Origin of the sequence: Streptomyces sp. LMG1-1-1.1 (assembly GCF_040815545.1) — a bacterium.
Taxonomy (GTDB): Bacteria; Actinomycetota; Actinomycetes; order Streptomycetales; family Streptomycetaceae; genus Streptomyces.
This window is the reverse complement of sequence record NZ_JBFPNH010000098.1, coordinates 108,997-132,131: the sequence shown is the minus strand read 5'-3', so window position 1 is coordinate 132,131 and position 23,135 is coordinate 108,997. Positions and strand designations below refer to the sequence as shown.

22 protein-coding genes and 3 pseudogenes are annotated in these 23,135 nt (G+C 71.6%); all 25 read left to right on the top strand.

What is annotated here, in order from left to right:
- The first annotated feature begins 456 nt into the window (after positions 1–456).
- A complete protein-coding gene (locus MRBLMG1_RS36850) occupies positions 457–1,602 on the top strand; it encodes a C40 family peptidase (protein WP_367828520.1) in 1,146 nt (381 codons plus the stop codon).
- A gap of 88 nt (positions 1,603–1,690) precedes the next feature.
- Positions 1,691–1,999: a DUF6112 family protein gene (locus MRBLMG1_RS36845; RefSeq protein WP_030195549.1), complete on the top strand. Its 309-nt coding sequence runs from the start codon at positions 1,691–1,693 to the stop codon at positions 1,997–1,999.
- Positions 1,999–2,688, top strand: a complete 690-nt coding sequence (locus tag MRBLMG1_RS36840; RefSeq protein ID WP_367828519.1) for a hypothetical protein — start codon at positions 1,999–2,001, stop codon at positions 2,686–2,688. Before MRBLMG1_RS36845 ends, MRBLMG1_RS36840 begins: the two co-directional genes overlap by 1 nt.
- A 27-nt stretch (positions 2,689–2,715) precedes the next feature.
- Positions 2,716–4,113 carry an SCO6881 family protein gene (locus tag MRBLMG1_RS36835; RefSeq protein ID WP_367828518.1) on the top strand — a complete coding sequence of 466 codons (1,398 nt, stop codon included), beginning with the start codon at positions 2,716–2,718 and terminating at the stop codon, positions 4,111–4,113.
- 132 nt (positions 4,114–4,245) lie between these two features.
- Positions 4,246–5,712: an SCO6880 family protein gene (locus MRBLMG1_RS36830; RefSeq protein WP_367828517.1), complete on the top strand. Its 1,467-nt coding sequence runs from the start codon at positions 4,246–4,248 to the stop codon at positions 5,710–5,712.
- A gap of 35 nt (positions 5,713–5,747) precedes the next feature.
- A complete protein-coding gene (locus tag MRBLMG1_RS36825) occupies positions 5,748–6,200 on the top strand; it encodes a DUF6238 family protein (RefSeq protein ID WP_367828516.1) in 453 nt (150 codons plus the stop codon).
- Between the two features lie 27 nt (positions 6,201–6,227).
- Positions 6,228–7,733, top strand: coding sequence for an ATP-binding protein (locus MRBLMG1_RS36820; protein ID WP_367828515.1), 1,506 nt, complete (start codon positions 6,228–6,230; stop codon positions 7,731–7,733).
- A gap of 20 nt (positions 7,734–7,753) precedes the next feature.
- Positions 7,754–8,452, top strand: coding sequence for a hypothetical protein (locus MRBLMG1_RS36815; protein WP_367828514.1), 699 nt, complete (start codon positions 7,754–7,756; stop codon positions 8,450–8,452).
- Between the two features lie 133 nt (positions 8,453–8,585).
- Positions 8,586–9,413, top strand: a complete 828-nt coding sequence (locus MRBLMG1_RS36810; protein ID WP_367828513.1) for a hypothetical protein — start codon at positions 8,586–8,588, stop codon at positions 9,411–9,413.
- A 96-nt stretch (positions 9,414–9,509) separates the two neighbouring features.
- Positions 9,510–10,274: a hypothetical protein gene (locus tag MRBLMG1_RS36805; RefSeq protein WP_367828512.1), complete on the top strand. Its 765-nt coding sequence runs from the start codon at positions 9,510–9,512 to the stop codon at positions 10,272–10,274.
- A gap of 26 nt (positions 10,275–10,300) precedes the next feature.
- Complete coding sequence (locus MRBLMG1_RS36800; protein ID WP_367828511.1) at positions 10,301–10,798, top strand: hypothetical protein; 498 nt, start codon at positions 10,301–10,303, stop codon at positions 10,796–10,798.
- A gap of 183 nt (positions 10,799–10,981) precedes the next feature.
- Positions 10,982–12,250, top strand: coding sequence for a hypothetical protein (locus tag MRBLMG1_RS36795; RefSeq protein WP_367828510.1), 1,269 nt, complete (start codon positions 10,982–10,984; stop codon positions 12,248–12,250).
- A gap of 252 nt (positions 12,251–12,502) precedes the next feature.
- Positions 12,503–13,474: a hypothetical protein gene (locus MRBLMG1_RS36790; protein WP_367828509.1), complete on the top strand. Its 972-nt coding sequence runs from the start codon at positions 12,503–12,505 to the stop codon at positions 13,472–13,474.
- 93 nt (positions 13,475–13,567) lie between these two features.
- Positions 13,568–15,356 (top strand): annotated as a pseudogene (locus MRBLMG1_RS36785) (type IV secretory system conjugative DNA transfer family protein).
- A complete protein-coding gene (locus MRBLMG1_RS36780; RefSeq protein WP_367828508.1) occupies positions 15,353–15,583 on the top strand; it encodes a hypothetical protein in 231 nt (76 codons plus the stop codon). Before MRBLMG1_RS36785 ends, MRBLMG1_RS36780 begins: the two are co-directional and overlap by 4 nt.
- Positions 15,580–16,752, top strand: coding sequence for a DnaB-like helicase N-terminal domain-containing protein (locus tag MRBLMG1_RS36775; protein WP_367828507.1), 1,173 nt, complete (start codon positions 15,580–15,582; stop codon positions 16,750–16,752). Before MRBLMG1_RS36780 ends, MRBLMG1_RS36775 begins: the two co-directional genes overlap by 4 nt.
- 42 nt (positions 16,753–16,794) lie before the next feature.
- Positions 16,795–17,385 carry a hypothetical protein gene (locus MRBLMG1_RS36770; RefSeq protein WP_367828506.1) on the top strand — a complete coding sequence of 197 codons (591 nt, stop codon included), beginning with the start codon at positions 16,795–16,797 and terminating at the stop codon, positions 17,383–17,385.
- A 1-nt stretch (position 17,386) separates the two neighbouring features.
- A pseudogene (locus MRBLMG1_RS36765) lies at positions 17,387–17,569 on the top strand (DNA methyltransferase); the annotation flags it as partial.
- Positions 17,570–17,684: 115 nt separating this feature from the next.
- On the top strand, positions 17,685–18,587 hold the full coding sequence (locus MRBLMG1_RS36760; protein ID WP_367828580.1) for a DNA cytosine methyltransferase: 903 nt from the start codon (positions 17,685–17,687) through the stop codon (positions 18,585–18,587).
- A gap of 93 nt (positions 18,588–18,680) precedes the next feature.
- Positions 18,681–19,286: a DUF4913 domain-containing protein gene (locus MRBLMG1_RS36755; protein ID WP_367828505.1), complete on the top strand. Its 606-nt coding sequence runs from the start codon at positions 18,681–18,683 to the stop codon at positions 19,284–19,286.
- A complete protein-coding gene (locus MRBLMG1_RS36750; RefSeq protein ID WP_367828504.1) occupies positions 19,283–20,074 on the top strand; it encodes a glycosyl hydrolase in 792 nt (263 codons plus the stop codon). Before MRBLMG1_RS36755 ends, MRBLMG1_RS36750 begins: the two co-directional genes overlap by 4 nt.
- Positions 20,071–20,547 (top strand): hypothetical protein, encoded by a 477-nt coding sequence (locus tag MRBLMG1_RS36745; protein ID WP_367828503.1) that lies wholly within the window; start codon positions 20,071–20,073, stop codon positions 20,545–20,547. The genes MRBLMG1_RS36750 and MRBLMG1_RS36745 overlap by 4 nt, the downstream gene beginning before the upstream one ends.
- Entirely contained in the window at positions 20,544–21,212 is a 669-nt protein-coding gene (locus tag MRBLMG1_RS36740; RefSeq protein ID WP_367828502.1) for a hypothetical protein, read from the top strand. The genes MRBLMG1_RS36745 and MRBLMG1_RS36740 overlap by 4 nt, the downstream gene beginning before the upstream one ends.
- Positions 21,209–21,544 (top strand): annotated as a pseudogene (locus tag MRBLMG1_RS36735) (winged helix-turn-helix transcriptional regulator); the annotation flags it as partial. The gene MRBLMG1_RS36740 and the pseudogene MRBLMG1_RS36735, both read left to right, overlap by 4 nt.
- 640 nt (positions 21,545–22,184) lie before the next feature.
- Positions 22,185–23,123 carry a DUF317 domain-containing protein gene (locus MRBLMG1_RS36730; protein WP_367828501.1) on the top strand — a complete coding sequence of 313 codons (939 nt, stop codon included), beginning with the start codon at positions 22,185–22,187 and terminating at the stop codon, positions 23,121–23,123.
- Positions 23,124–23,135: the final 12 nt, after the last annotated feature.

Here is a 23,135-nt window from a genome sequence, read left to right as displayed (position 1 = left end):
GGCCGTGCTGCTGGCCCTCGTCCGGGAGTCGTTTGGTGCGGCCGGAATCCCGGTCTACTGTCTCGCCGTGTCACCGGGCAGGAGCCTCGCTCCACCCCCGCTGACCTGCGCTTATCCGTGCTGTCTCGTCCAGTCGAGCGGTATCGCAGGCACGGTGCCCTCTTCCTTCCCACACACCGTCAGGAGCCCCGGTGTACTGCCTGAGATTACGAGCGCGGCTGGCTGCCGCGCATGACCTGAGACCGGCGTCCGGGAGCTACCAACTCCTCTGACCTGGGCCCGCCCGAGCGGCGGATACACATCGGCGCGGTGCCGACGGCTTTGCACGAGAAGTCTGCACCGCGCCTCCTACGAACACCGAGGAGCCGCTGCGATGCAGCATGCCCTGATACATCCGCGCCCCGACCCGACGCCATCACCCGGCCGGCACCGCCGCCTCGGTGAACGGCGGCGGCGATGAAGAAGACCACCAAGGGCGTCGTCGGTCTCTGCGCAATCGCTCCGCTGCTGATGGCCGTTCCGATTCTCGCCATTGGGGCCGGGACCGCCTCGGCCTCCTGCTCGACCGGCGGGGCACAGGATGTGGATACCGCCGCCGTCGCCACCCAGGTGAAGGCCATCCTGGACGGTGGCGACGAGGGCTCACTCTCCGTGCCGGGTCTGGACGACCCGGCCGAGCAGGTGCCCAACGCCAGGACGATCCAGGCCACCGGCGTCGCGATGAACATCCCGGCCCGGGGGCAGGTCGTGGCCCTGGCGACCGCCCTGCAGGAGAGCGGCCTTCGGAACTTGACCTACGGCGACCGCGACTCGCTGGGTCTCTTCCAGCAGCGGCCGTCGATGGGCTGGGGCACGGCGAACGAGATCCTCGACCCGGTGCATGCCTCGACCAAGTTCTACGAGGGGCTGCGGAGGGTCTCGGGCTGGCAGTCCCTGTCCGTCACGCAGGCCGCCCAGGCGGTGCAGCGGTCGGGTTTCCCGGAGGCGTACGCCAAGTGGGAGCCCCTGGCCACCTCTCTGCAGAAGGCCATCGAGCCCCTGCTACCGAAGGCTGGTGGCGCGTCACAGGACCCTTCGCCGTCCGGCTCGGCCGGCACCGGCAGTCCTCTCCCCAGTACTGCGGGCGGTTGCAGTGCCGAGGGGGACTTGACCGACTTCGGCACCATCCCGCCCGGCGCTGTGCCGGCCGAGTACAAGATCCCCGCCAACGCTCCGCCGAAGGTCCAGACGGCGATCCGGTGGGCGCTCGGCCAGCTCGGCACGCCGTACCAGTGGGGCGGGAGCTGCACCGACTCCCACGGCAACGAAGCGATGGGCCGGTGCGACTGCTCCTCCCTGATGCAGCAGGCGTACAAGGCCGCCGGGGTCACCTTGACGCGCACGACGTACACGCAGGTCAAGGAGGGCAAGGCGGTGTCGGTGGATGCCCTTCAGCCGGGTGACCTGCTCTTCACCGAGGGGACGGCCGCCGTACCCGAGCACGTCGGCATGGCCATCGGGCAGGGCCTGATCGTCCACGCCCCGCGCCCCGGCGACGTTGTCCGCATCACGACCCTCGCCTCCTGGAAACCGCGGATTCTCGCGGCCCGCCGAGTCGTCTGACCGGCGCTTCTTCCCCTCTCCCCTTTCCTCGCACCGCCGCTTCGCCCCAGTGGGTTTTGGCGTGCGCGCAATCGAACCGGAGTTCTCCATGTATCTCGCCGACCAGGTCATACAGCTCGCCTACGATCCCGGAATCAAGCCGAACGAGGGTGGTCTGCCGGGCCTGTCCGTCCTTAAGCAGGTGATGGGCTCGATCAACCTCTTCGGCCTCATCGCCGTGGTCGGCGCCCTCGCCGTCAGCGCGGGCGTGTGGGCCTGGGGCCACCACTCGGGCGGTCACCAGGCGGAGGCCAACGGCAAGAAGGGCGTGCTGGTGAGCGCCGGCGCAGCTCTTCTGCTCGGTGCGGCGAACGGCGTGGTGGCCTTCTTCAGCACGCTGGGGACGCAGGTCCACTGATGGCTCAGCACTCCACCCACCCCGGCGGCGCATCTCGCGTGCGCCGCCGGGCGCTGCTCGGCACCGTCGTCCTGGCGGTACTCGTCGCCCTCGCCGGCCTGGCCGCGTACCTCTCCCGCGACGGCAGGAGCCCCGCCGAAACTCCTGTTCCACCACCGAGTTCACCCACGGCCTCCTCCTCACCAGCGTCGCCGTCCGGGCCGATCACGCCGCACACCCGTCCCCATGCTCTTCCGGTCCCGCCGAAGACCCATGACCCGATCGCGTACGGGAAGGCAGCCGCAGCAGCGCTTTGGTCCTACGACACCCGTGCGTACTCGCAGCCCGAGCTGCGGAAGGCTCTGCACGGGTGGCTGACCACGGAGACCAAGTACGCCGACCCGGCCTCGGTCGACAAGGTCTTCCCCTCGGCGGTGCTGTGGAAGGAGATGGCCGCCAACGGCCAGTTCGTCACCGCCAAGGTGTACGAGGGCCACTTCCCGAACGCGTTCACCCGGGCCCTTCAGGAAGACCCGGGGGCGATCACCCAGGGCTACGTCTACGCCGTCACGGTCTCCGGCAAGCAGTCGATCGCCTGGAAGGGCTCGCCCGCCGGCGGCGCGGAGAGCCGTGCCACCACCCTCGCGGTCCAGTGCCGGCCCGACCACCCCTGCGCCCTGGTCGGCGTCATGCCGTCCGTCGCGCCCTAATCCCCGTTCAGGAAAGGAGGTGTCGCCATGGGAGTCTGCGACTTCCCGCTGATGGACAAGGTGTGCGGCGCCGTCGACTTCGCCACCAACCCCGCCGGAACCGTCACGGACGGCATCGGCGCGTGGATCGCGAAGTCGATGGGTGAACTGGCGGCCAGCGCGGCCGATCTCGCCGCCAAGGCCGTCAACGAGACGACCGCCATCGACCTCAACGCCGGATGGTTCCGGGACAACTACGAGCTCCTGCTGCCCATCGGGCTCGCTCTGACCGTCGGCATCTTCTGCATCCAGCTCATGACCGCGGCCTGGCGACGCGATGAACGCGCTCTTGCTCAGGCTGCGTTCGGCACCATGACCGGCGTCCTCTTCAGCTTCTCCGCCATTGCCTTCACGTCTGTCGCCATCACCGTGGTCGACGCTCTCTCCGACGGACTGTTTCAAGCAGCCAACACCTCCGTCGACGATGCGATCCGGCGCGTGGTGAAGGTCAACCAGTTGGGGGCGATGTACGGCCTCGGCTGGGGTGTCCCAGCCCTGGTCGCCCTCGGGTGCGCGATCGGTGCCTTCTTGTACTGGGGCGTCATGGTCGCCCGCAAGGTCGGCGTCCTGATCATGGTCTCGCTCGCCGTGTTCGCCGGTGCCGGCGGTGGCTGGGAGGTCGCCAAGCGGTGGCGGCGCGGCTGGATTGAGGCCACTGCCACCCTGGTCGTCTCCAAGCTCCTGATGACGGTGGTCTTCCTGATCGGCGTCTCCGCCATGGGCAAGAGCGACGCCAGCGACGGGATGGCAGCCCTGTCCGACGCGATGGCGGGCATCGTCGTGATGGTCCTCGTGCTGCTCTGCCCGTACGCGACGTACAAGTTCGTGCACTGGGCCAGCGATGGCGGAGGCCACGACGACCTGCACCGCACCAGCGTCGCCGGCATGGCGGTCGCCGCCGGGGCGGCGAAGACCGCGGGCACCCTGGCGATGCAGGCCGGCACCGGTGCTCCTGCTCCCCAGGGGCCGAACCAGGTCCCCGGTGCGGGCGCCGATGGCGTCGCCGCCGGCATCAATCCTGCCGGCGGCAACCTCAGCAAGGAGGGTATCGACGCCGGTCCGCCCAAGCAGCAGACCCGCTTCCGGTACGGCGAGGACCCGAACGCGACTGGCGACAAGGGCCGGGCCCTGATCCAGCGGCCCGGGATCCCACCGCTGATCACGCGTCCCAGCGGGGACGAAGCGGAAGGGTCCGAGGTGGGCGTCCACGGCGTCACTCCCAGTTCCGATTATCTCGTCGGCGCCTCTGCACCGGGCGGCAGCATGACCTCCATGCCGCCTGTCGCCCCCGCGACTGCGCCGCCGACCCTCGCCGGACCGTCGGCCACCGGTTCTCCGACCCCGACGAACTGGGTGTTCCCCACCCAGCCGACGTCGGGTTCCTGACCCATCACACCCGGGGCGGGCTGTACACCGCGGCCCGCCCCACCCTGACCGACCAGCATTGGAGTCCCCCATGACCTCCAGAAGAGCGCCGCGCGCCCCGTCCTTCGCCCGCTCCCACCGTCTGGAATCACCATGTCCGGCAAGCACCAGGCCTCTACAGCCACCGTGAAGTTCCCCCACCGCAGCAGGCGCGGCATTCTGCTCGGCCTGACCGCCCCGCAGCTGATCGTCGCCGGCCTCACCGGCCTTCTCCTTCTCGCCGTCGTCCTCACCCGCGGCGTGGTCGGCGCCCTCCAGCTCATCCCGCTGTGGGCCGTCATCTCCCTGTTCGTCTTCGTCCGCCACCGTGGCCGTGCCCTGGCGGACTGGGCTCCGATCGTCACCCGGTACGTCCTGCGCCGGATGCGCGGCCAGCTCGTCTGGCTCACCCGGCCCTCCCGTCGGCCGACCCGCGAAGGAGTCCTCCACCTTCCCGGCACCGCCGCCAGCCTGCGCGTGGTCACCTCCCCCGACGGTAGGTACGGTGCGGTTCACGATCCCCACAGCGGCACGCTGACCGCCGTGGTCAAGGTCTCCTCCCGCGCCTACGCGCTGCTCGACCCGGGCACCCAGCAGGCCAACGTCAACGGCTGGGGACGCGCGCTGGCCGCGCTGGCCCGTACCGGGCAGATCGCCCGCATCCAGGTGATCGAGCGCACCGTCCCGGACTCCGGCGACGCGCTTCGCCGCTACTGGGAAGAGCACGGCCGACCCCACGCCCCCATGGCCGGCACGATCTACGGCGAGCTGATCCAGAGCGCGGGCCCGGCGGCGGCACCCCACGAGGCGTACGTCGCGGTGGCGCTGGACACCAAGGCCGCGCGACGGCTGATCAACCAGGCCGGCGGTGGCCTGACCGGCTCCTTCAGCGTTCTGGCGCAGCTGACCTCCACCTTCGACCAGGCCGCGCGGACCGCCGGGCTCAACCCCACCGGTTGGCTCACTGCCCGCAAGATCGCCGCCGTCGTGCGGACGGCCTATGACCCCAAGGCCCTCACGGCGCTGGACCGGTGGTCCACCGCCGGCCGTCCCGAGGCCGAGCCTGCGGCCGCCGGACCCGTCGTGGTCGTCGAGAAGGCGGACCACATCGCGACCGACTCGGCCGTCCATGCCACGTACTGGGTGGAGAACTGGCCGAGGACTGAAACGTCGGCCGGCTTCCTGCACCAGCTCCTGTTCACCGGCGGCGTCCGGCGCACGCTGTCGCTCTCCTATGAGCCGAAGGGTCTGGACGCCGCACTGCGCGACGTCCAGCGCAAGAAGGCCAGCGTGATCGCCGATGCCGCCGAGCGGGCCCGGCGCGGCCAGGTCGACTCCGAGGCGGACTCGATCGAGTACCAGGACATCAAGTCCCGCGAGCGCCAGCTCATCGCGGGCCACGCCGATGTCGCCCTGACCGGGCTGCTGACCGTCTCGGCCGACTCCGAGGACGAACTCCGCTCCGCCTGCGCGGTCGTGGAGACCGCCGCCGTCGGCGCCCAGCTCGACGTCCGGCCGCTGACCTGGCAGCAGGCCGAAGCGTTCACCGCCGCCGCCCTGCCGCTCGCGCTCGCCGCCTGACGCCGGCCCTTCCCTCCCTTCGAAAGAGCACCCTCATGTCCCGCACCGCCAGCCCGACCGCGCAGGACTTCGTGCCCTTCGCCACCGCCGCGCTCGACTTCCACCGCGCGCTCAATCTCCCCGGCGGCCCGCTCGTCACCAGCCGGGCCGAGCTGGACGCTCTGCACGCGCATCTCGTTTCGGTGCACGGGCTGCTCGACGCCCACGCCCTCCGCGTCGGTCAGCTCGTACCGATCGAAGGTGACCAGCTTCGCGCCGCCCGCACCCGGATCTGGCAGGCCGCCGACCACGTCCACGCCGCGTACCACGCGGCGCCCCGGCCGGATTCGGGCGAGGTGCCCGAACCCGAGGCTTGCCAGGCCGGCCTGCCCGAAGGGGCACCGGAGCTGACCGTCTGCCAGCGCCACCAGCGCGCCGCGCACCTGGTCCGTCGCCGTACCACCCCGGCCGAGCTGCACACGCCGTTCACCGGCCTCGTCCGCCGCTGACCCCATCACCTGTCTGGAGAAACGTTCATGCCCCGTACCCGCGCCAGCGCCTCTCCCCTGTACGTGCCGCACAAGGCTTCGCGGGCCCAGCAGCGGGCCGCCCGAGCCGGATTCGCCGAGGCCCGCCGTCAGGCGCGCCTCGCCGGAACGCCGCCCAAGCACCGCGCCGAGCAGACCCTCGACCCAGAGCTGCGGCCGACCTACCCGCCGACCGGTCGTCCCGGTTCGACCTCGGCCCGGGGCGGCAAGCTCCGCCTGCCTGCCCACCGGATGACCACCGCCACCGCTTCGGGGGCCTACCCCTTCGTGGCCGAAGGCGGCCTGGGGGCGGAGGGCATCTTCATCGGCCGCGACGTCCACGCCGAAGCCGCCTTCTGTTTCGATCCCTTCTCGCTGTACAGCAGCGGCCGGATCGAGGGCTTCACGAACCCCAACGCGGTCCTCGCCGGGATCATCGGCATGGGCAAGTCCGCGCTGGCGAAGTCCATCGCCACCCGGTCGATCGCCCACGGCTACCGGATCTACATCCCCTGCGACCCGAAAGGCGAGTGGACCGGCGTCGCACAGGACCTCGGCGGCTACAGCATCGCCCTGGGCCCCGGCCTCCCGGGCCGGCTGAACCCACTGGACGCCCCGGCCCGGCCCACCTCCGTCAGCGAGGACGACTGGGCCACCGAGGTCCGAAAGCGCCGTCTCCTGCTCTTGGCCGGCCTGGCACGCACCGTCCTCAAGCGCGACCTGCTGCCGATGGAGCACACCGCCCTCGACCTCGCCCTCGACCTGGTCGTCGCCGAGGCCACCGCCCGGGGCACCGTGCCGCTGCTCGGAGAGATCGCGCACGCCCTCGGCTCGCCCGAACGCCTCGACCGAGCCCTCGGCCACCAGGCCGGACACCTCGGGTCCGCCGCCCAGGACCTCGCGCACGCCCTGCGCCGCCTGGTCCACGGTGACCTCAACGGCATGTTCGATGCCCCCTCAACAGTGGCGTTCGATCCGACCGCGCCGATGCTTTCCATCGACCTCTCCCGCCTCGGCGGCTCCGGAGACGACACCGCCCTGGTCCTCGCGATGACCTGCGCGAGCGCGTGGATGGAGTCCGCCCTCGCCGACCCCGACGGCGGCCGGCGCTGGGTGATCTACGACGAGGCGTGGCGGCTGATGAGGCACGTCGGCCTGCTCGAACGCATGCAGAGCCAGTGGAAGCTCTCCCGCGGTCTCGGCATCGCGAACCTCATGGTCATCCACCGGCTGTCGGACCTGCTCTCGGCGGGCGACGCCGGCTCGCGCGGCCGGGTCCTGGCCGAGGGCCTCCTGGCCGACTGCTCCACCCGCATCATCTACCGCCAGGAACCCGACCAACTCGCCGCCGCCGCGTCGCTGCTCGGCCTGACCGGCGTCGAGACCCAGGCGGTGTCCGCCCTGACCAAGGGCCGGGGCCTATGGAAGGTCGCCGGCCGGTCCTTCATCACCCAGCACATCCTCCACCCGGCCGAACGCGAACTGTTCGACACCGACGCCCGCATGTCGGCATAAGCCTGCCCGGAGGATCCATCATGTCTGCTTCTCCCAGTTCTCCCGGCCTGGCCGAGAATCGGCCGCCGGTGGCCACCGACCGTCTGGCGTGGCGGAGGCACATCCCGGCGCTGGCCTCCGCCGCCGCCGGGATCAGGCACGCGTCCGACGCCTGGGACGCGGTCTCGGACTCCTTCTGCGACGGCGACGGCTGGCCCGTCGACGAACAGGGATACGAGGACGGCAAGGTGAAACGCGACGCCGAGGCGTGGAAACACGTGGAGGTCTTCCTCGCCCACGGTCCCGAGGTCCTGGCCGGCGTCCGCGCTACCGCCCGTGGTGCCGACTACGTTGGGGGGCCTGTCAGCGAAGACCTCCGCCGGCTGCCCGGGATCGACACCACCCTGGAACGGGCGGGACAGCTCCAGCGCGAGTGGGATCAGATCATGGCCCTCATGGACGCCTCACTCCCCGGCTCCCGGAAGCTCCACGAGAGCCAGGCGGAGGAGGACCGCAACGCCGACGGCTGGCACTACGCCGACGAGTTGTCCATCCGCGGCCCGGCCCTCGTACGGGCCGCCGACTACCTGGCCGGCCGAGCGGACCGCGAACAGTCCTCGCGGACCGAACAGACACGCGTGGCCCTCGCCCGATCCACCTCCGGCCGGCGCGGGCCCCTGCCCGCTTCTCCCCCGGCGCCACCGGCACCCGGCCCACCGGTGCCGGGGCGCTCCCGCTGACGGCCGTAGCAGCGAGTCCCGGCGGGACCAAACCTTCCGATCGCCAGATCCTCGTGGACCACCGCCCGCCCGGCACCACGTGCCCGCAGCCCGTGCCGCCGACCGCTGGAACACCCCACCACGGAGAAAGCCCATGCACCAGGACAACCCCCTGATCACCTTCGAGCGAGAGGGACCACACATCACCGCGTGGACCAGCACCTCCCCCTCGCCTGCTGTGTCCGAGGATCCGAAAGAGGATCACGGGTACGGCCACCTCACTGCTCCCCTCCGCCAGCGCGGCCTGGAGGTCACCGTCGAGTACGGCTTGAGCGACTACATCGTCCACGCCGCCCTCCCCGACGGCAGTTCGCTGATCATCTCGCCGCCGCAGGAACCACCCAGCGAGGACCCCGAGTTCCCCGAGAGCTGGACGGCGATCCGCCACAGGGACACCGGGCCCTCGGTGTACGAAGAGATCTACGACTCGGAACCCGGCGGCCCTGACGCCCGATACGGCGGCAGCCTCCCGAGTCTGCTCGCCGCCGTCGACACACGCCTGGACCAGCTCGGCGTGCCACCACGCCCCGAGCAGCAGCGCTCCCCACAGGAGCACGCCGCCGACGCCGTGCTCCACCATGGGGGTTTCATCGCCGCCGTCTCATTCGACGGGGAGCGCTACCACCGGCTACACACGGCCATGACCGATCTGACCGAGCAACGGCGGGCGGTGACCCGGGCTTTCGCCGCGCTGCAGGCCGAGGGCTTCAACGTCCTGTGCGACTCGACCCTGCTCACGTCCAAGAGCCGAAGTCCGATGGACCGGACCACCCTGCCGGCCTCTGCTCAGCCACGGGTGAGCGCTGCTCTCGCACCCTCGCCGTCGGCCGGACCGCGCACGGTCCGCACGCGCCTGGCGACGGCCCCTCCCCCACGTCCCGCGCTTCCACCCGCACGTCCCTCCACCACCCCTGGTCGCTGATCTCTTCCCGTCTCGGAGTACGCCGCATGACTCTCACCAGCAGAACCGTTCCGGCCCTCGACCTCCCTTGTCATCGAGCCACCGGATAGATCAGCCGTGTTGCCCACCTCCGCCGAAGAACTGCTTGCCGACGTCACCGTCGGCCGCCACCCCGACTACGGCATCATCGCCGCGAACCCCAAGAACCTCGCCGCCGGCACCTGGATGCTGGAGCGGCTCGACTTCCGCCCCGTCCTGGGCGAGCCGACCCTGTACGCCCTGACCGACCAGCAGCGTGACGGGCAGGGCCGCGCCACCCGGGCCGTCGCGCTGCTGCGCAACGCCGGCTTCCGGGTCGACACGGACGCCGTGCTCAACCCCTCCCTCCTACCTGGCACAGAGCCCGTCCCGTCCCGAGCTCCGCACGCCGAGCCCGATGTCGCGTTCGCCGAGCATCCGCGGCTCGGCATTGTCGCGGCCATCGACAGCCGCGCCTCCGGACTCACCGGACTCGTCCTGGTCGAACACGGCTGGCGGCACGATCACCGCCTGGACATCTACACACTGCCCGCCACCACCAGCCGCGACGAGGCCCTGGGGAAGGTCGCCGACGCCACGCTGGCCCTGCACCGTTCCGGTGTCCAGGTCGCGGTGCAGCCCCGCCTCGCCCAGGACGCAGCGGCCCGCCACCGCCCCGCGCCCGCCTCGTCCCTCGACCGCATCCAGGGCGCTGGCCGTAGTTCTCCGACCGTGGCCGCTGCGCTCGCCGCCAGCCCGACCCTCGCCAGTCTCCCGGGCAAAGCGCCGATGCCCGCTCCCGCCACGTCCGTCTCGGCGGCCCGGCCGGTCGACCCGCGCATCGCGTTCACCCGCAACCGCTGACCCAACTCCCGTAAGGAATAACTCCCATGGCCGTGAAGACCATCTGGCCGATCAACCACTCATGCGGCCACAAGGACGACCGTGACCTGTCCAATCGGCCGGCCGACCGCCGCGCGGGCTTCGCCGAGTGGCTCGCCAGCCAGGAGTGCAGCGAGTGCTGGCGCGCTTCCAAGGAGAACAGCGAGCAGGACAAGGCCGCCTGGGTGAAGGCCAAACGTGCCGAAGAGCAGGCCGAGTCCGAAGCCTGGTCGCAGCAGTACCGGATGCCTCCGCTGGATGGAACCCAGCGCGCCGTCCCCTGGGGTGTGCACTGCCGCCACCAGATCCTGGCCGCCGCCTACACCGCGCTGGTCGTCGAGGGCGAAACCAGCGAGGCGCAATGGGAGGAGATCGAGGAGACCGCTCGCGCCATCACCCGCGCCGGATGGTGGATCGACCAGCGCTCCTCCGAACCCGACGACCTCACCGAGCTGCTCCAGGCCGCCTCTGACGCCGACCGGCCCAGCGAGAACCCCTACTTCTAGCTGTCCGGTGCCCCGCCGCGGCGGGGCACCAGTTCCTCGTCTCCCGCCAAGGCCAGGGGCCGGGTGAGCAGGGCTTCTATCAGGGTTCCCCGGCCGGGCCAAATCCCGAATCCTGCGGATTCTCTCCCTGTTGGCCCGGTCTCCCGGACCCTCGTTCCTTCCTTCCCTTTCGAGGTTGCCGCCGTGATCGCCCACCTGCAGCGCGCCAGCGACACCGCCGGCCTGCTCGCGTACCTGTACGGGCCGGGTGAACGCAGTGCCCACGTCAGCGCCCGGCTGATCGCGGGCGAGGGTCACGGGGCGCCGATCGAGCTGCTCGCCGAGCCGGGCTCGCTGCCCTACCTGGCCCATGCTCTCGACGCTCCGGTCGAGCGGCTCGGGGCCCGTGCTCCCGTCCGGCCGACGTGGGTCTGCTCGGTCCGTTCCGATCCTCGCCGACCGGACCTCGCCGACGCGCAGTGGGCCGTCGTCGCCCGCCGGTTGGTGTCCGCCGTCGGGATCGCCCCGGAGGGCGATCCGGATGCCTGCCGGTGGGTCGCCCTGCGCAACCAACCCCGTCAGGTGCACGTCGTGGCAACCCTCGCCCGTGAGGACGGCGGCCTGCACCAGGGCTATCGCGACGCCTTCCGTCTCCAGACCGAGTGCCGCCGCATCGCGGCCGAGCTGGGGCACCTGCCCACCGCACCCCATCCGACTGCCCGTGCCCAGGAGACTGCTGTGCCTGCCCCTCCCATCACCATCTCCTCCGAGGCCAGCGGCAGTGTCGTGGCGAAGGGCGCCAATGATGATCTTTCCGCGATGATCCTCAAGCACGCCGGCTTCCGGCAGATCGAGGACTGGCACGGCCGGCGCCACCGACTTCCCACCACCACCGCGGTCGCCGACCAGATCGCCATCGCCAGCCACGCGGCTGAGATGCTCCGTGCCGCCCGTTACGGTGTCGATCTCGCTCCTTCCCTGGACGTGGCCCGGATGAGTACTCCGGCGAATCCCCTTGGGCCCTACGCCGCCGGAGCCGCGCTCCTTCAGATCACGGACCGCATCAGGTCGGCCGAGAACGGGGTAGACCTTCGGCAAGCGGTCGACCAGCTCCTTCACCCCGAGCACGGGGCCCTGGAACGTGTCCGGGAGGCGCTGGAGGCGGCCAGCGAACACATCACCGACCTCGACGACGAGGCGTACGCGCTGGCTGACCGGTTCGGCTTCGCGGCGGAGTTCGTCAGCTCGGCGCAGTCGGAACTCGTCGACTCGGAGGACGAGCTGCGTCGTGTCGGCGGCCCATCCCAGGCCGAGACGCGGATGCGGTCCTCGGCTCTGTCTGCTTCCCAGAGCGCGGCGTTGGCCGTGTCTCCTGCGGCGGCCAAGGCCGAGGTCGTCTCGGTCTTCGGTATCGAGTTCACGGATGCCCGTGCGGCTGCGCGCCCGCCGCGTGCCTCCGGTCCTCTGCGGTGATCGAGTGTTCTCCTCGTCCGCTTCATCCGCCGGCCTGTCTCGTACGCATCTCGTGCGGCGTCACCGCCGGCAGCCCCGCCGCCCGCGAACGGCTCTCGTCCCTCGCCGACAGCCTGCCCCTGCCGGTGACGCCGTGACTCCGCCGCCTCTGCCTTCCGGCACCAGACCCAGGACCGTTCCTGCGGGTGGAGCACGTGTGCCACGTGCTCCACCCGGCCTGGCCAGCCAGCACCACCAACTCACGGAGGAACCGTGCCCGAGTTCTACTCCAGCATCGGCGAGGCCATCGGCGCCACGATGCAACACAACATCCGGCTCGCCCACCGCAGCGTGGCACCCGGCTCCGACAAGCCGCCGCGGGTCCGACACCTACCCAGCGCTTCCGCCGACCCGTACTCCATCCCCGGGACGATCGCCCGTCTCACCGCGGACGCAACGCCCAAAGAGGTCTTCGAGACCTGGACGCGACTGGCCGCCGCCCACGTCATGCTCCAGGACGTTCAGGAGCAGCTGGCGGCCGCCGAGGACGGGATCGCCGCGTGCCCTGCCGAGCGGACCGACCCCCGGTACCACGAGAGGGTCAACGTCCTGCGGACCCGGGAATTGCTCGACGACGTCCTCGGCACCGGCCCGGTCGCCGCAGAGCCTCCCGCCCCGCGATCCGGACGCAGACCGCCACCGTGCCGCCCGTGCTTCCACGCCACAGACCGGCCCCCGACAACCGTCGTCGCCGCCCGGCGCCGAAGAGGTCCCGGCGCGCACCCCACCGCTCCGCTCTCCAGAAGGGCCCTCCATGGCCAACCTGTCGACACCTACGGCACCGACGTCGCAATCTTCCCCTGGGCCGATGACTTGGTCTGGGCCGACTGCCGGACCGGCCTGCCCGAATCGGCCCACCGCATCCTGCGCTCCTGGGGGTTCGCCGCCCCCGGCGACCCGGGCGATCCCGCCTCCTACAGCCTCGCGTCGCACCTCGTCGGCCCGGACCGGCAGCTCGCCTCCTCCTCTGCCGCGAGCATGCTGGCTGACCTGGGGTACTGCGTCGCGATCGACCCGTCCCTGGCCGTCGGCTACGTCGGAGAGGCCGTCGAACCCGAGGCCCGACGGCTGGCCGCTGCCCGCCAGGTCTCCCCCGTCGCGGCTGAGAGCAACACCGGCACCAGTGCCCCGCCGTCCACCGTGCCGCCCCCGTCCGCGGTACACCCCGTCCCCCGCTCCCGATGAAGCGTTCCGTTCGATCCGTATGGAGTAGGCCCGTGAGCTGCACGAGAGCCGAGCGCGCCCCGCCCCGCCCGCTCGTACCCCAAGGAACTTCCCATGCCTTCCCCGCGCACCAGTGCGCTGTCGACCACCACCGGCTCCGACGCGCTCCTCTATCTCCTGTTCGGCGTCCTCGGCGCCGCAATGGCCTTCGGCTCTCTCGCCTGGCTGTCCGGCAACCTCACCAACGCCCTTGTCGGCAGCGGCCCGTGGACCCCGTTCCGCGCCACCGACGCCCTGCTGCACCCCGAGGTGCTGTGGCCGGCCCTGAGCACCACCGCGCTGCTGGTCGGCGTCCGCGTCATACCCGGCCTGCTCACCCTGGGCCTGATCACCACCGGCCTGGTGCTGTGGCTGCGCTGGCGCTCCGGTGCCAAGACCGGTCTCGCCCGCAAGGGCGACCTGGCGCCGCTGCTGGACAAGGAGATCACTGCCAAGGCGAAGAGCCTGCGGCCGTCCCTGAGCGGCCGGGAGTGCAAAAGAGGTCGCTCCCGCCGACCGCGGCATCCTGCTCGGCACTCTTGACCCGGGTCGGGCCGATGTCCGCGCCTCCTGGGAGGACGTGATCGTCGCGATCATGGCCCCGCGCAGCGGGAAGACCTCCGGACTGGCGATCCCCGCGATCCTCGCGGCTCCCGGCCCGGTCCTACTCACCTCCAACAAGGCGGCGAATGACGCGTTCACCGCGACGGTGGACGCCCGTGCCAAGGTCGGCACGGCCTGGACCCTCGACCCCCAGCAGATCGCCCATCATCCGCGCGAGATGTGGTGGGACATCCTGGCCGACGCCCGCGACCTGGCCGGGGCGAAGCGACTGGCCGGGCACTTCGTCGCGGCGAGCGTGGACGAGTCGAGCGGCTCCGACTTCTGGTCCACCGCCGCGTCCAACACGCTCGGCGCCCTGTTCCTGGCCGCCGCGAGCCACCGGCGGCCGATCACCGACGTGCTGGCCTGGCTCGCCTCCCCCGCCGACCGGACTCCGGTCGATCTGCTCACCGACGCCGGCCACGACGCGGTCGCCGCACAGCTCCAGGGCACCGTCTCCGGCGCTACCGAAACCCGCGACGGCATCTACGAAACCGCGCGCCAGTACGCGAGCTGCCTGCTCGACCCGGAGGTGGCCGCCTGGGTCACCCCGAGCAAGGACCTCCCCGAGTTCAGGCCCCTCGCCTTCGCCACCTCCCGCGACACGCTGTACCTGCTGAGCAAGGACGGCGGCGGCAGCGCAAGCGCGATCATCGCAGCCGCGGCCGACGCTGTGATGCGCGCGGCCGTGATCGTCGCCGAGCGATCCGGCGGACGGCTCGACCCACCCGCCCTGTGCGTCCTCGACGAGGCCGCCAACGTCTGCCGCATCAGCGACCTCCCGGACCTATACAGCCACCTGGGCAGCCGGGGCGTCATCCCGATGACGATCCTGCAGTCCTACCGGCAGGGCCAGCGCTGCTGGGGCGAGGCCGGCATGGACGCCCTCTGGTCCGCCGCTACCGTCAAGATCGTCGGATCCGGCATCGACGACGCCGACTTCGCCGACCGCCTCAGCCGACAGGTCGGCGACCACGACGTCCAGACCGTCTCGGTCTCCACGAGCGAGAGCGGCAAGTCCACCTCGGTGAGCATGCGCACCGAGCGGATCCTGCCGCCCGACGCGATCCGCGCCCTGCCCAAGGGCAAGGTGCTGCTGCTGGCCACCGGCCTGCGGATCGCCATGCTCTCCATCCGGCCCTGGTACAAGGAGCCCTCCGCCAAGGTGGTCGGGCCGGCCTCGGCCCGCGCCACGAAGGCGATCACCGAGCGGGCCCTGGCGAAGACCGTCGGCCACGACGACTTCGGGCTGTCGGCATGAGCGCGCCCACGCCGCGTTCCGCGCGGCTGGCGCAGTCGCCGGTCGTCCTGCACGAGGGCCGGTGGTGGCTGGTCGGCGGTGCCGGGTCGGTTCCCGTCGCCGATCCCGCGTTCGCCACCGTGCTGGACGGCTTCGCTGAGGCGGTGGCCGCTGCGGACCGTGCGGTCGCCGATCTGCGTGCCCGGCCGAGTGAGCCGCCCGCTTCCCGCACGCGAGGTCGTCGATGAACCCGCTGCTGAAGGCCGAGCAGGCGGTCCTCGGCGCTGTGCTGCTCGACCCGGGCCAGCTCTCGCACCTGGAGTGGCTCGCGCCGGATCACTTCTACCGGCCGGTCCACCAGGCGCTGTTCGCCGCGCTGCGCAAGCTCCGAAGCGATGGCCACCCCGCGGTGGAGGGCGAGGGACCGGTGCCGCTGTCGTGGGTGACCGACGCGGTCGCCGAAACCGGCCTCCAGGTAAGGGGATTGACCGCGTCGTACGCCCATCTGCTGGTCTCGGCCTGTCCGCGTCCGGCGCACGCTCCGGTGTACGGCCGCATGGCGCTGGAGGGGGCGATCCACCGCACCGTCGCCCAGCACGCGATCCGCCTTCATCAGGAGGCTCGCGCGGACGCCCTGCGAGGCGAGGTCGAGGGAGCGCTGCACCACGCGGACGTCCTGACGGGGGTGCTCACCGATCTCGCACGCCGGTGGGGCACCGAACCGCGCCCTGTCGCGCCCGCGACATCGCGGGCCCTCGACCCACCTGCCTTTCCGCCAGCTCAGGCCGATCGTGTGGCCGAGGACGAGGAGTTCCTTCTGGCCGTCCTCGTCGAGCGGCCGGGGGCCATGGGCGAGGTGGTGGACTGGCTGCGTCCGGGCGACTTCGCCGACCCGGTCCATGGGCAGCTCTACCGGTGTCTCGGGGCGCTGCACCACCGGGGCGAGCCCATAGACCGGATCACCCTGCTCTGGGAGGCCCATCGGCGTGGCCTGCTGGCCGACGGCACGCTGTCAGAAGACCGGTTCGCCGCCATCTGCGACGGCGTGGGAGCCGGTGACGCCGAGTGGCTCGGCAAGCGGGTGATGTGTTCCTCCCTCACGCGCACCGCAGCCGCCTCCGCCCGCACGGTCCGCGCCCTTGCCGAGGACAAGGTCCTGGCCCCTGGGCGGCTCATCAACCACGCCCTGCACGCGCTCGGCCCGCTCGACGAGGTTCGCGCCCGTTGGCACACCGCGCACAGCCGGCTGGCTTCACGGGTGCCATCCACCGATTCTCCTCCGAGCGGGCCGCCGGCGGCGCGGGTGCACGCGGCCCTCACCCGCAGCACGCCGCGCCCCGCTCCGTCTCCACCGGGCCGTCTCGGCCCGGGGCCCGCCCCCGCCGTCGCACGCCCGCCCTCGCGCAACCACGGCTGACGCACCTTTTCCTCCGCTCCTCCTCACGTACGGGAATTCATCGTGACCACGCCCCTTCTCTCCGACGCCCTGGCCATACGTGCCATGGCCTCGGCCTTCGACGCCCAGCGCGGCAAGCTCCCGGTTCCCGGCGACCCCCACCGTCTTCCCGGCAGCGTCGCCGTCGCCCAGCAGATCTCCGAACTCGGCAAACTGATCACCGAACTGGGCGACGAGGCCCTCTTCCGCACCGTCAACGGGGTCCACAACTCCCGCACTGGGCGGTCCGTCGCCGGCTTCTCCGCCGCCGTACGGCCTGCCGGTGAAGCGGCGTCCGCACTCGGGGAGGTCGCGGAGCAGCTCGTGTTCCTGGAGCAGACCGAGCACCTGCACGAGCTGCCCGACGGCCGAGAGGCCCGAAAAACGGCGGGGCGGGTGATCGACGAGGCGCTCGGGACGGCGGACACGGCCCTGCGGGCGGCGGCCGACTCCCTGCACGCCGCCTCGACGGCGGTCTCGCCGCCGTCCTCACGGCTCCGGGCCGCCCTCGGCCGGACCACCACCCCCGTACACAAGGCCGCACCGGCTGCCCCTGCGGCACCGGCGACGGCAACGGCAACGGCTGTCGTGCCCCGGACCGTACGGGGCCGGTGAGATGCCCTCCACCGCCTCCCGCCCTCCGTTGATCGGCTCGCTCTGCTCCGGGTACGGCGGCCTCGACCTGGGGGTGCAGTCCGCCCTCGGCGGCACCCTGGCCTGGCACGCCGAGGTCGATCCGAACGCCTCGCGCATCCTGGCCCGCCACTGGCCCGGCGTCCCCAACCTGGGCGACATCACGACCGTCGACTGGTCCGCCGTCCCCCGGGTGTGCGTCCTGACGGCCGGCTTCCCCTGTCAAAGACGTCTCGGTCGCCGGCCGCCGGGCCGGACTCAACTCCCAGACCCGATCGGGGCTGTGGCTGCACGTCGCCCGTGCGGTCGAGGCCCTCCGACCCTGCTTGGTAGTGATCGAGAATGTGCGCGGCCTCCTCACCTCCCCCGCCGGTTCCCCTGGCGACGTGGAACCCTGCCCGTGGTGTCTGGGAGACACTGCAGGTCAGCCTCCTCTGCGGGCACTCGGTGCCGTACTCGGATCCCTGGCCGACCTCCGGTACGACGCGAAGTGGCTCGTGCTTCGCGCCTCCGACGTCGGAGCCCCGCACCGGCGCGAGCGGACCTTCCTCACGGCCTGGCCCGCCGGAGACCCTGCTCAAGACGCCGACCAGCAACATCGGCAAGAACGGCGGCTCCCAGCATCCGGCCAAGAGGAAGAGCGGGGGCCACGGTCCGAACCTGGCCGACGAGGTCGAGTGGCTCCTGCTGCCGACCCCGAAGGCGTCGGACGGGATCAAGGGATCTCCCAACCAGCGGCACGGCAATGGGGACATGACCCTGCCCAGTGCGGCGGCGTCGCTCTTGCCCACGCCCCGGGCCAGCGACACGGGCACCCCGGGCCGCCGCCCCGGCAAGGGGTGGCGCCCTCCCCTGTCGGCGGTGGTCCTGCCGCTGTGGGCCGAGCCGTCCCCGGAAGCCGAGGAGTCGAGCTGCGATGGGGACCGTACGCAGCCGCCATCACCCGATGGGAGACGCTCACCCGCCCCGCGCCGGCGCCCACGGACGCGGCCGGCAGGCTCCGTGCCGACTTCGTCGAGTGGATGCAGGGCCTCGACTCCGGCTGGGTCACCGCCACCCCGGGACTCGGACGCCCGGCTCAGCTCACCGCGCTCGGCAACGGCGTCGTACCCCAACAGGCCACTCGGGCTCTGCAGTTGCTGGCGCCGCCGTGCCCGCGCTGTCCGGGCTGCGCGGCCGGGTAGCGGCTCCCTACCGGGTTTCCCCGGCCGGGCCAAACCGCGGATTCTCCGCATCCTCTCGGGCATGTCGCCGTCTCATAGATGGAGCACGCTCTCATGTCCGACACCAGCCCGACCGCCCCCGGCCCTGAGCCGTTCCGGGTCTCCGATGAAAACCTCGACGACCTCGCCAGCGCCCTCGCCAAGACCATCGCGGAGGTCAGGCGCCAGGGCGTCATCCTCGACCGCCTCGGCTCCGAGCCCGATGCCGTACCCCCTGCCGATCAGCAGACGGACGGCGCTGCCGAAGCCGGGGCGGCCGACCCCGAGAAGGCCGACGGCCCCACCTCGGTGTTCATCATCGCCCTGGACGGCGAGGCGTACGCCGTCGAACTCGCCGCCCTCAGCAACTGGGTGAACCACCTCCTCCTGCCGGTGTACGGCCGGGAGATCAGCACGACTCGCCCCTGGTGCGCGCAGTGGCACGAGCACCCGGAAGCCGTCGCCCGGCTGCACGCCCTCTGGCTCGCGTGGCAGCAGCTCACCGACACCGAGGCCGGCCTGGCCGGTCCGTCGACCTGGCACCGCGACCACCTGGATCAGGCGCTGGTGCACCTCCGCGCCCCGGACGGTCCGTTCGCCGCGTGCACGACGAGCCCGACCCGTCCCAACCACCGGGTGCTCGCCACTCCCGCCCCTCAGCTGTCGGGGGTGACGGCATGAACGACCGCTTGGACTTCGCCTTCGATTTCGATCTCGACGAACTCGCTCCCGCTGATGCCGCGTCCGAGGAAGCGGTGAAGAGGTTCTGGTCCGGTGACCTGACGGCGCTGTCCCAGCACCACACCACGCCCAACGGCTCCCACAGTTTCGTCATCGCCCAAGACCACTCGGCCACCTGGGGAGTGCCCGGCGCGCCCCAGGTGATGGCGATCGCCGTCGCCCGGGATCTCACCCGGTTCACGTACACCCTGGAGACGAGCCACCACGCCACGGTGTCCTTCGCCCAGGCGTGGCTGGTCGAACGCGGCTGCCCACCCGAGAAGATCGCCAAGCTCCGCGACGGCCTAATGAAGCCCGCCGACGACCTCACGGTGTGGGTCGAACGGCAGATCCGCGAGTCGGGCACCCGATACCAGGTCCTCGACAACCACACCTCGGATTCCGACCCGTGCGAGACGTGGACGCTGACGCGCGACTCCAGTGCCGCCCAGGAACCGGTCCGCCTCTTCCACGAAGAGTGGAATCACGACGCCGGCACGTACACGATGCGCGAGGGCGCCTTCGCCTACATCGGCGCCGCCCGCACTTGGCTGGACGACCGCAGCGGCCCGTTGCCCGAGCCGCCGGAGTACAGCGATCACAACGGCACCGTCGTCCGGGCCCGCATCGCCCGTATCGCCCTCGCCCGGTCGGCCGGTGCCTCCGCGGCGCCGAAGGCGGGCCGCGACGTCCCCCGTACGCCTCCGGCGGGACCGGTCCAGCGTCCGGTACAGGGGAGGCCGCTGTGAGCCGCGCCCGCTTCGCCTTCGCCGCACACCCTGACGCCATCGCCGACCTTCGGGAACTTCCCGATGAGATCCGCGACTTGGCGCTGCTGGAACTGCAGAACCTGGTCCACGGAAGTGACGACTGCCTGCCGTTGAAGGGCCGCCTCGCCGGCTTCCACAAGGTCTACGTCGACCCCTCCGTCGCCTACCGGCTGGTCATCCAGTTCCGACCGGCCCCACCGACCTCGACCCACAAGCGCGAGGTCTACCTCGTCGCCGCCGGAAGCCGGAAGGACTACGCGGTCTACCGCACGGCCCACCTACGCACCGCCCCGCAGCCGATCACCGAGACGGCCTCTCCCGACGAGGCCCGCGTCCAAGCCGCCCGGTCCCGTTCCTCCCTCACCGCCGGCCGCCCGACGGCCGCCCTGGCAGCTCCTCCCCCAGTGGCTCACGCCACGGCCGTCCCTTCCCGAAAGGTCCCCCAGCGATGACCACCGATCGTGCCCCACTGTCCCGTACCGATATGGCCGGCCTCCTCACCGAGGCCGCGCAGAGCGTCTCCGGAATCCTCGCCGCCGAGTACCCGACGGTCGCCAGCCACTCCTACCTGCACCCCGTACTGGGCGCGCTGTCCGCAGGTCCGCACGTGGTGGGCGAACTGACCGACCGGCTCGAAGAGTTCATGGTCTCCGAGCCGCGTCCCGCCACACCGGCGGGTCTGTTCACCCTGGCCTCCTACGCCTCCGCGCTGGGCTGGCTCACCGAGTCCCTCGCAGAGCTGACCACCGCCGTCGACGAGATCAGCACGCGCGTGGGCATCCCCACGGAACCTCGGGACCTGGCCTTCGCCGCGACCGGGGACGCCGAGAAGGAAGACGGGTTCGACTTCGCCTTCAGCGCGCTCGAGCTGGCGGCGATCCGCACCGCCGCCGAGGCCGCTGGCCTCCCGCCGGGCGACTACGTCGACGTGCTTTCCCAGTCGCTGCTCGCCGCCTCCCGGATCACCGACGCCTGCATGGAGATCTCCAGCAGCCTGCTCGAAGACGCCGCGTACATCCTCGACGAGGCGGCCGACCACATCTGGACCGGCGGCGAACCAGGGGGACTGCCCACTCTGGTCCGTTCACTGCTCGCCCGGATGGAGGCGGCCGAATGAACCCGCGCGATACGCCCGACCAGCTCGCCTTCTTCCCCATCGGTTCGTTCGACGCTCAGCGCATCGAGGACGCGTTTTCCCTGATGGGACCCAAGTGGACCACCTGGTCGGTGATGACCATGGCCTATGAAGGCCGTCCCATGCGGGTGCGGGATGTCGCCGCCAGGCTCCCCTTCGTCAGCGAGCAGCTGGTCGGCAAGCGACTGGCCGCCATGCACGCCGACGGACTGGTCACCCGAACCGACAAGCGCCACGGGGCTCCGTACCGGCTCAGCGCCCTCGGCGAGTCCCTGACACACGTGCACCGCACCTTGGCCGAATGGTCTCGGAACTACCTGCCGCCCGGCACGATGGCCGAAGCCGAACGTGTCGAGGACGCCGTACAGCGTCTGCGGCTGCGGCACTCCACCGCCATGATCCAAGTCCTCGATGCGAGCGGCCCGATGCGGTTCGTCCACATCGCCGAAGGCGTCGGCCTGGACCACGCCTTTACCCGGCATCGCCTCCTCCGGCTCCAGGCCGACGGCCTCGTCACCCGCACCGGCCCGCGCCACGGCGACCCCTACGTGCTGACCGATGCCGGCCGGGAGCTGGGCCCCGTCTACGCGACCGTCGAGCGCTGGAGCGCCCCCTTGGCCACGCGGTGGACCCCGTCGCCCCCTGCCCCCGTCACGACGGCCCAGCGGACCCACTCCGCCATCCCGTTGGGGTCGGACGGCGCCCGGACCGCGGCGGCGCTGCGCCGGAGCGCCGCCGTGCCGAGCGCCCTGTTCAGCCATGCTCCTCAGCCTCAACCGCGGGTGCCGGCGTCCGCGACCTCTCCGTCGGCCCCGGGACGGTCAGGTGATCCGGGTGGCGCCGAGAACCAGCGGCACCCCGCCATCGCCACAGCGTCCGCGTGCGCTCCGGCCCTTCACCGCGCTGCGCACGCGGGCGCATTCCCCTCCTCCACACGCGCCTGGAGCTTCGACCATGCCCGCCCTCCCCGACCCGTCCCGCTACGAAGAGGTACTGGTCAGCCCCATGTATCTCGCCGGCTCCAACGGGGCCGGAGACGCCGGCTTCGCCCCCGTGGCCCACTGGCCGCACCACTACCTCGACGACGGCCCCTGCCAGCTCCTCGTCACCTCTCCCGACCAGCGGATCCGGATCGGCTGGTTCGGCGACGACTTCGAGCTGTGGAGGATCACCGCAGCCGAGGAGGCAGTCGCCACGCCCCGATGGACGGCGACCTTCAACCACGTCACCCCGGCCGAGATCGTCGCCGGCCTCACCACCGCCCTGGCCCGCGACTACGCCGAATCCGACCCGTACGAGAACAACGGACGCTTCCTGGCAGAACCGTCGCTGTACTGGGCCGATGCCGTCCAGCCACTGCTCGATGCCGGCTGGCACCGAGGGGCAGCCAAGTACGGAACCATCGAGATCACCGCTCCCGACGGGCTGGCAGGTGTCGAGATCGACACCCTTCGCGGCGGACGGGACGCCGAGACCGTCACGCTGTGGGCCGGCCCCCGGGGCTGGGGTACACGGGCGGAGGCGGTGTTCACGGCCCGCGCCCCGTCCCATCTGATCGCCGCGACGGCGGCCGCCATGGCCAGTTCGGCCCCGGTGATCCGCGAACGGCACATGATCCACCGCGAGATGGAGCCGCTGGTCACGCTGACGCCGGTCGGCCCGGCTGCCGGTCCCCTGGTCTCTCGCTCTCCGACTCCACTCGACGTACGCCGCACCGCGGTCACCGAGGCCGTACGCCGTGCCGCGCGCGCTCCGCGGACGGCAGCCGACCTCCGCGTGATGGCGGCCCAGAGCCGCACCACGTCCTCGGCGCAGAAGCGGTCGAGCACCCTCGCGCCCACAGCCACAGCCCGGCCGCCGGCCGCTTCGTCGACTCCCCGGCACAGCCGCTGACCCCCGCCCGGA

What these genes read in the sequence shown, in the direction of transcription:
- MRBLMG1_RS36850 (WP_367828520.1), top strand. Translation starts at nt 457, where the DNA reads ATGAAGAAGACCACCAAGGGCGTCGTCGGTCTCTGCGCAATCGCTCCG.
- MRBLMG1_RS36845 (WP_030195549.1), top strand. Translation starts at nt 1,691, where the DNA reads ATGTATCTCGCCGACCAGGTCATACAGCTCGCCTACGATCCCGGAATC.
- MRBLMG1_RS36840 (WP_367828519.1), top strand. Translation starts at nt 1,999, where the DNA reads ATGGCTCAGCACTCCACCCACCCCGGCGGCGCATCTCGCGTGCGCCGC.
- MRBLMG1_RS36835 (WP_367828518.1), top strand. Translation starts at nt 2,716, where the DNA reads ATGGGAGTCTGCGACTTCCCGCTGATGGACAAGGTGTGCGGCGCCGTC.
- MRBLMG1_RS36830 (WP_367828517.1), top strand. Translation starts at nt 4,246, where the DNA reads ATGTCCGGCAAGCACCAGGCCTCTACAGCCACCGTGAAGTTCCCCCAC.
- MRBLMG1_RS36825 (WP_367828516.1), top strand. Translation starts at nt 5,748, where the DNA reads ATGTCCCGCACCGCCAGCCCGACCGCGCAGGACTTCGTGCCCTTCGCC.
- MRBLMG1_RS36820 (WP_367828515.1), top strand. Translation starts at nt 6,228, where the DNA reads ATGCCCCGTACCCGCGCCAGCGCCTCTCCCCTGTACGTGCCGCACAAG.
- MRBLMG1_RS36815 (WP_367828514.1), top strand. Translation starts at nt 7,754, where the DNA reads ATGTCTGCTTCTCCCAGTTCTCCCGGCCTGGCCGAGAATCGGCCGCCG.
- MRBLMG1_RS36810 (WP_367828513.1), top strand. Translation starts at nt 8,586, where the DNA reads ATGCACCAGGACAACCCCCTGATCACCTTCGAGCGAGAGGGACCACAC.
- MRBLMG1_RS36800 (WP_367828511.1), top strand. Translation starts at nt 10,301, where the DNA reads ATGGCCGTGAAGACCATCTGGCCGATCAACCACTCATGCGGCCACAAG.
- MRBLMG1_RS36780 (WP_367828508.1), top strand. Translation starts at nt 15,353, where the DNA reads ATGAGCGCGCCCACGCCGCGTTCCGCGCGGCTGGCGCAGTCGCCGGTC.
- MRBLMG1_RS36775 (WP_367828507.1), top strand. Translation starts at nt 15,580, where the DNA reads ATGAACCCGCTGCTGAAGGCCGAGCAGGCGGTCCTCGGCGCTGTGCTG.
- MRBLMG1_RS36755 (WP_367828505.1), top strand. Translation starts at nt 18,681, where the DNA reads ATGTCCGACACCAGCCCGACCGCCCCCGGCCCTGAGCCGTTCCGGGTC.
- MRBLMG1_RS36750 (WP_367828504.1), top strand. Translation starts at nt 19,283, where the DNA reads ATGAACGACCGCTTGGACTTCGCCTTCGATTTCGATCTCGACGAACTC.
- MRBLMG1_RS36740 (WP_367828502.1), top strand. Translation starts at nt 20,544, where the DNA reads ATGACCACCGATCGTGCCCCACTGTCCCGTACCGATATGGCCGGCCTC.
- MRBLMG1_RS36730 (WP_367828501.1), top strand. Translation starts at nt 22,185, where the DNA reads ATGCCCGCCCTCCCCGACCCGTCCCGCTACGAAGAGGTACTGGTCAGC.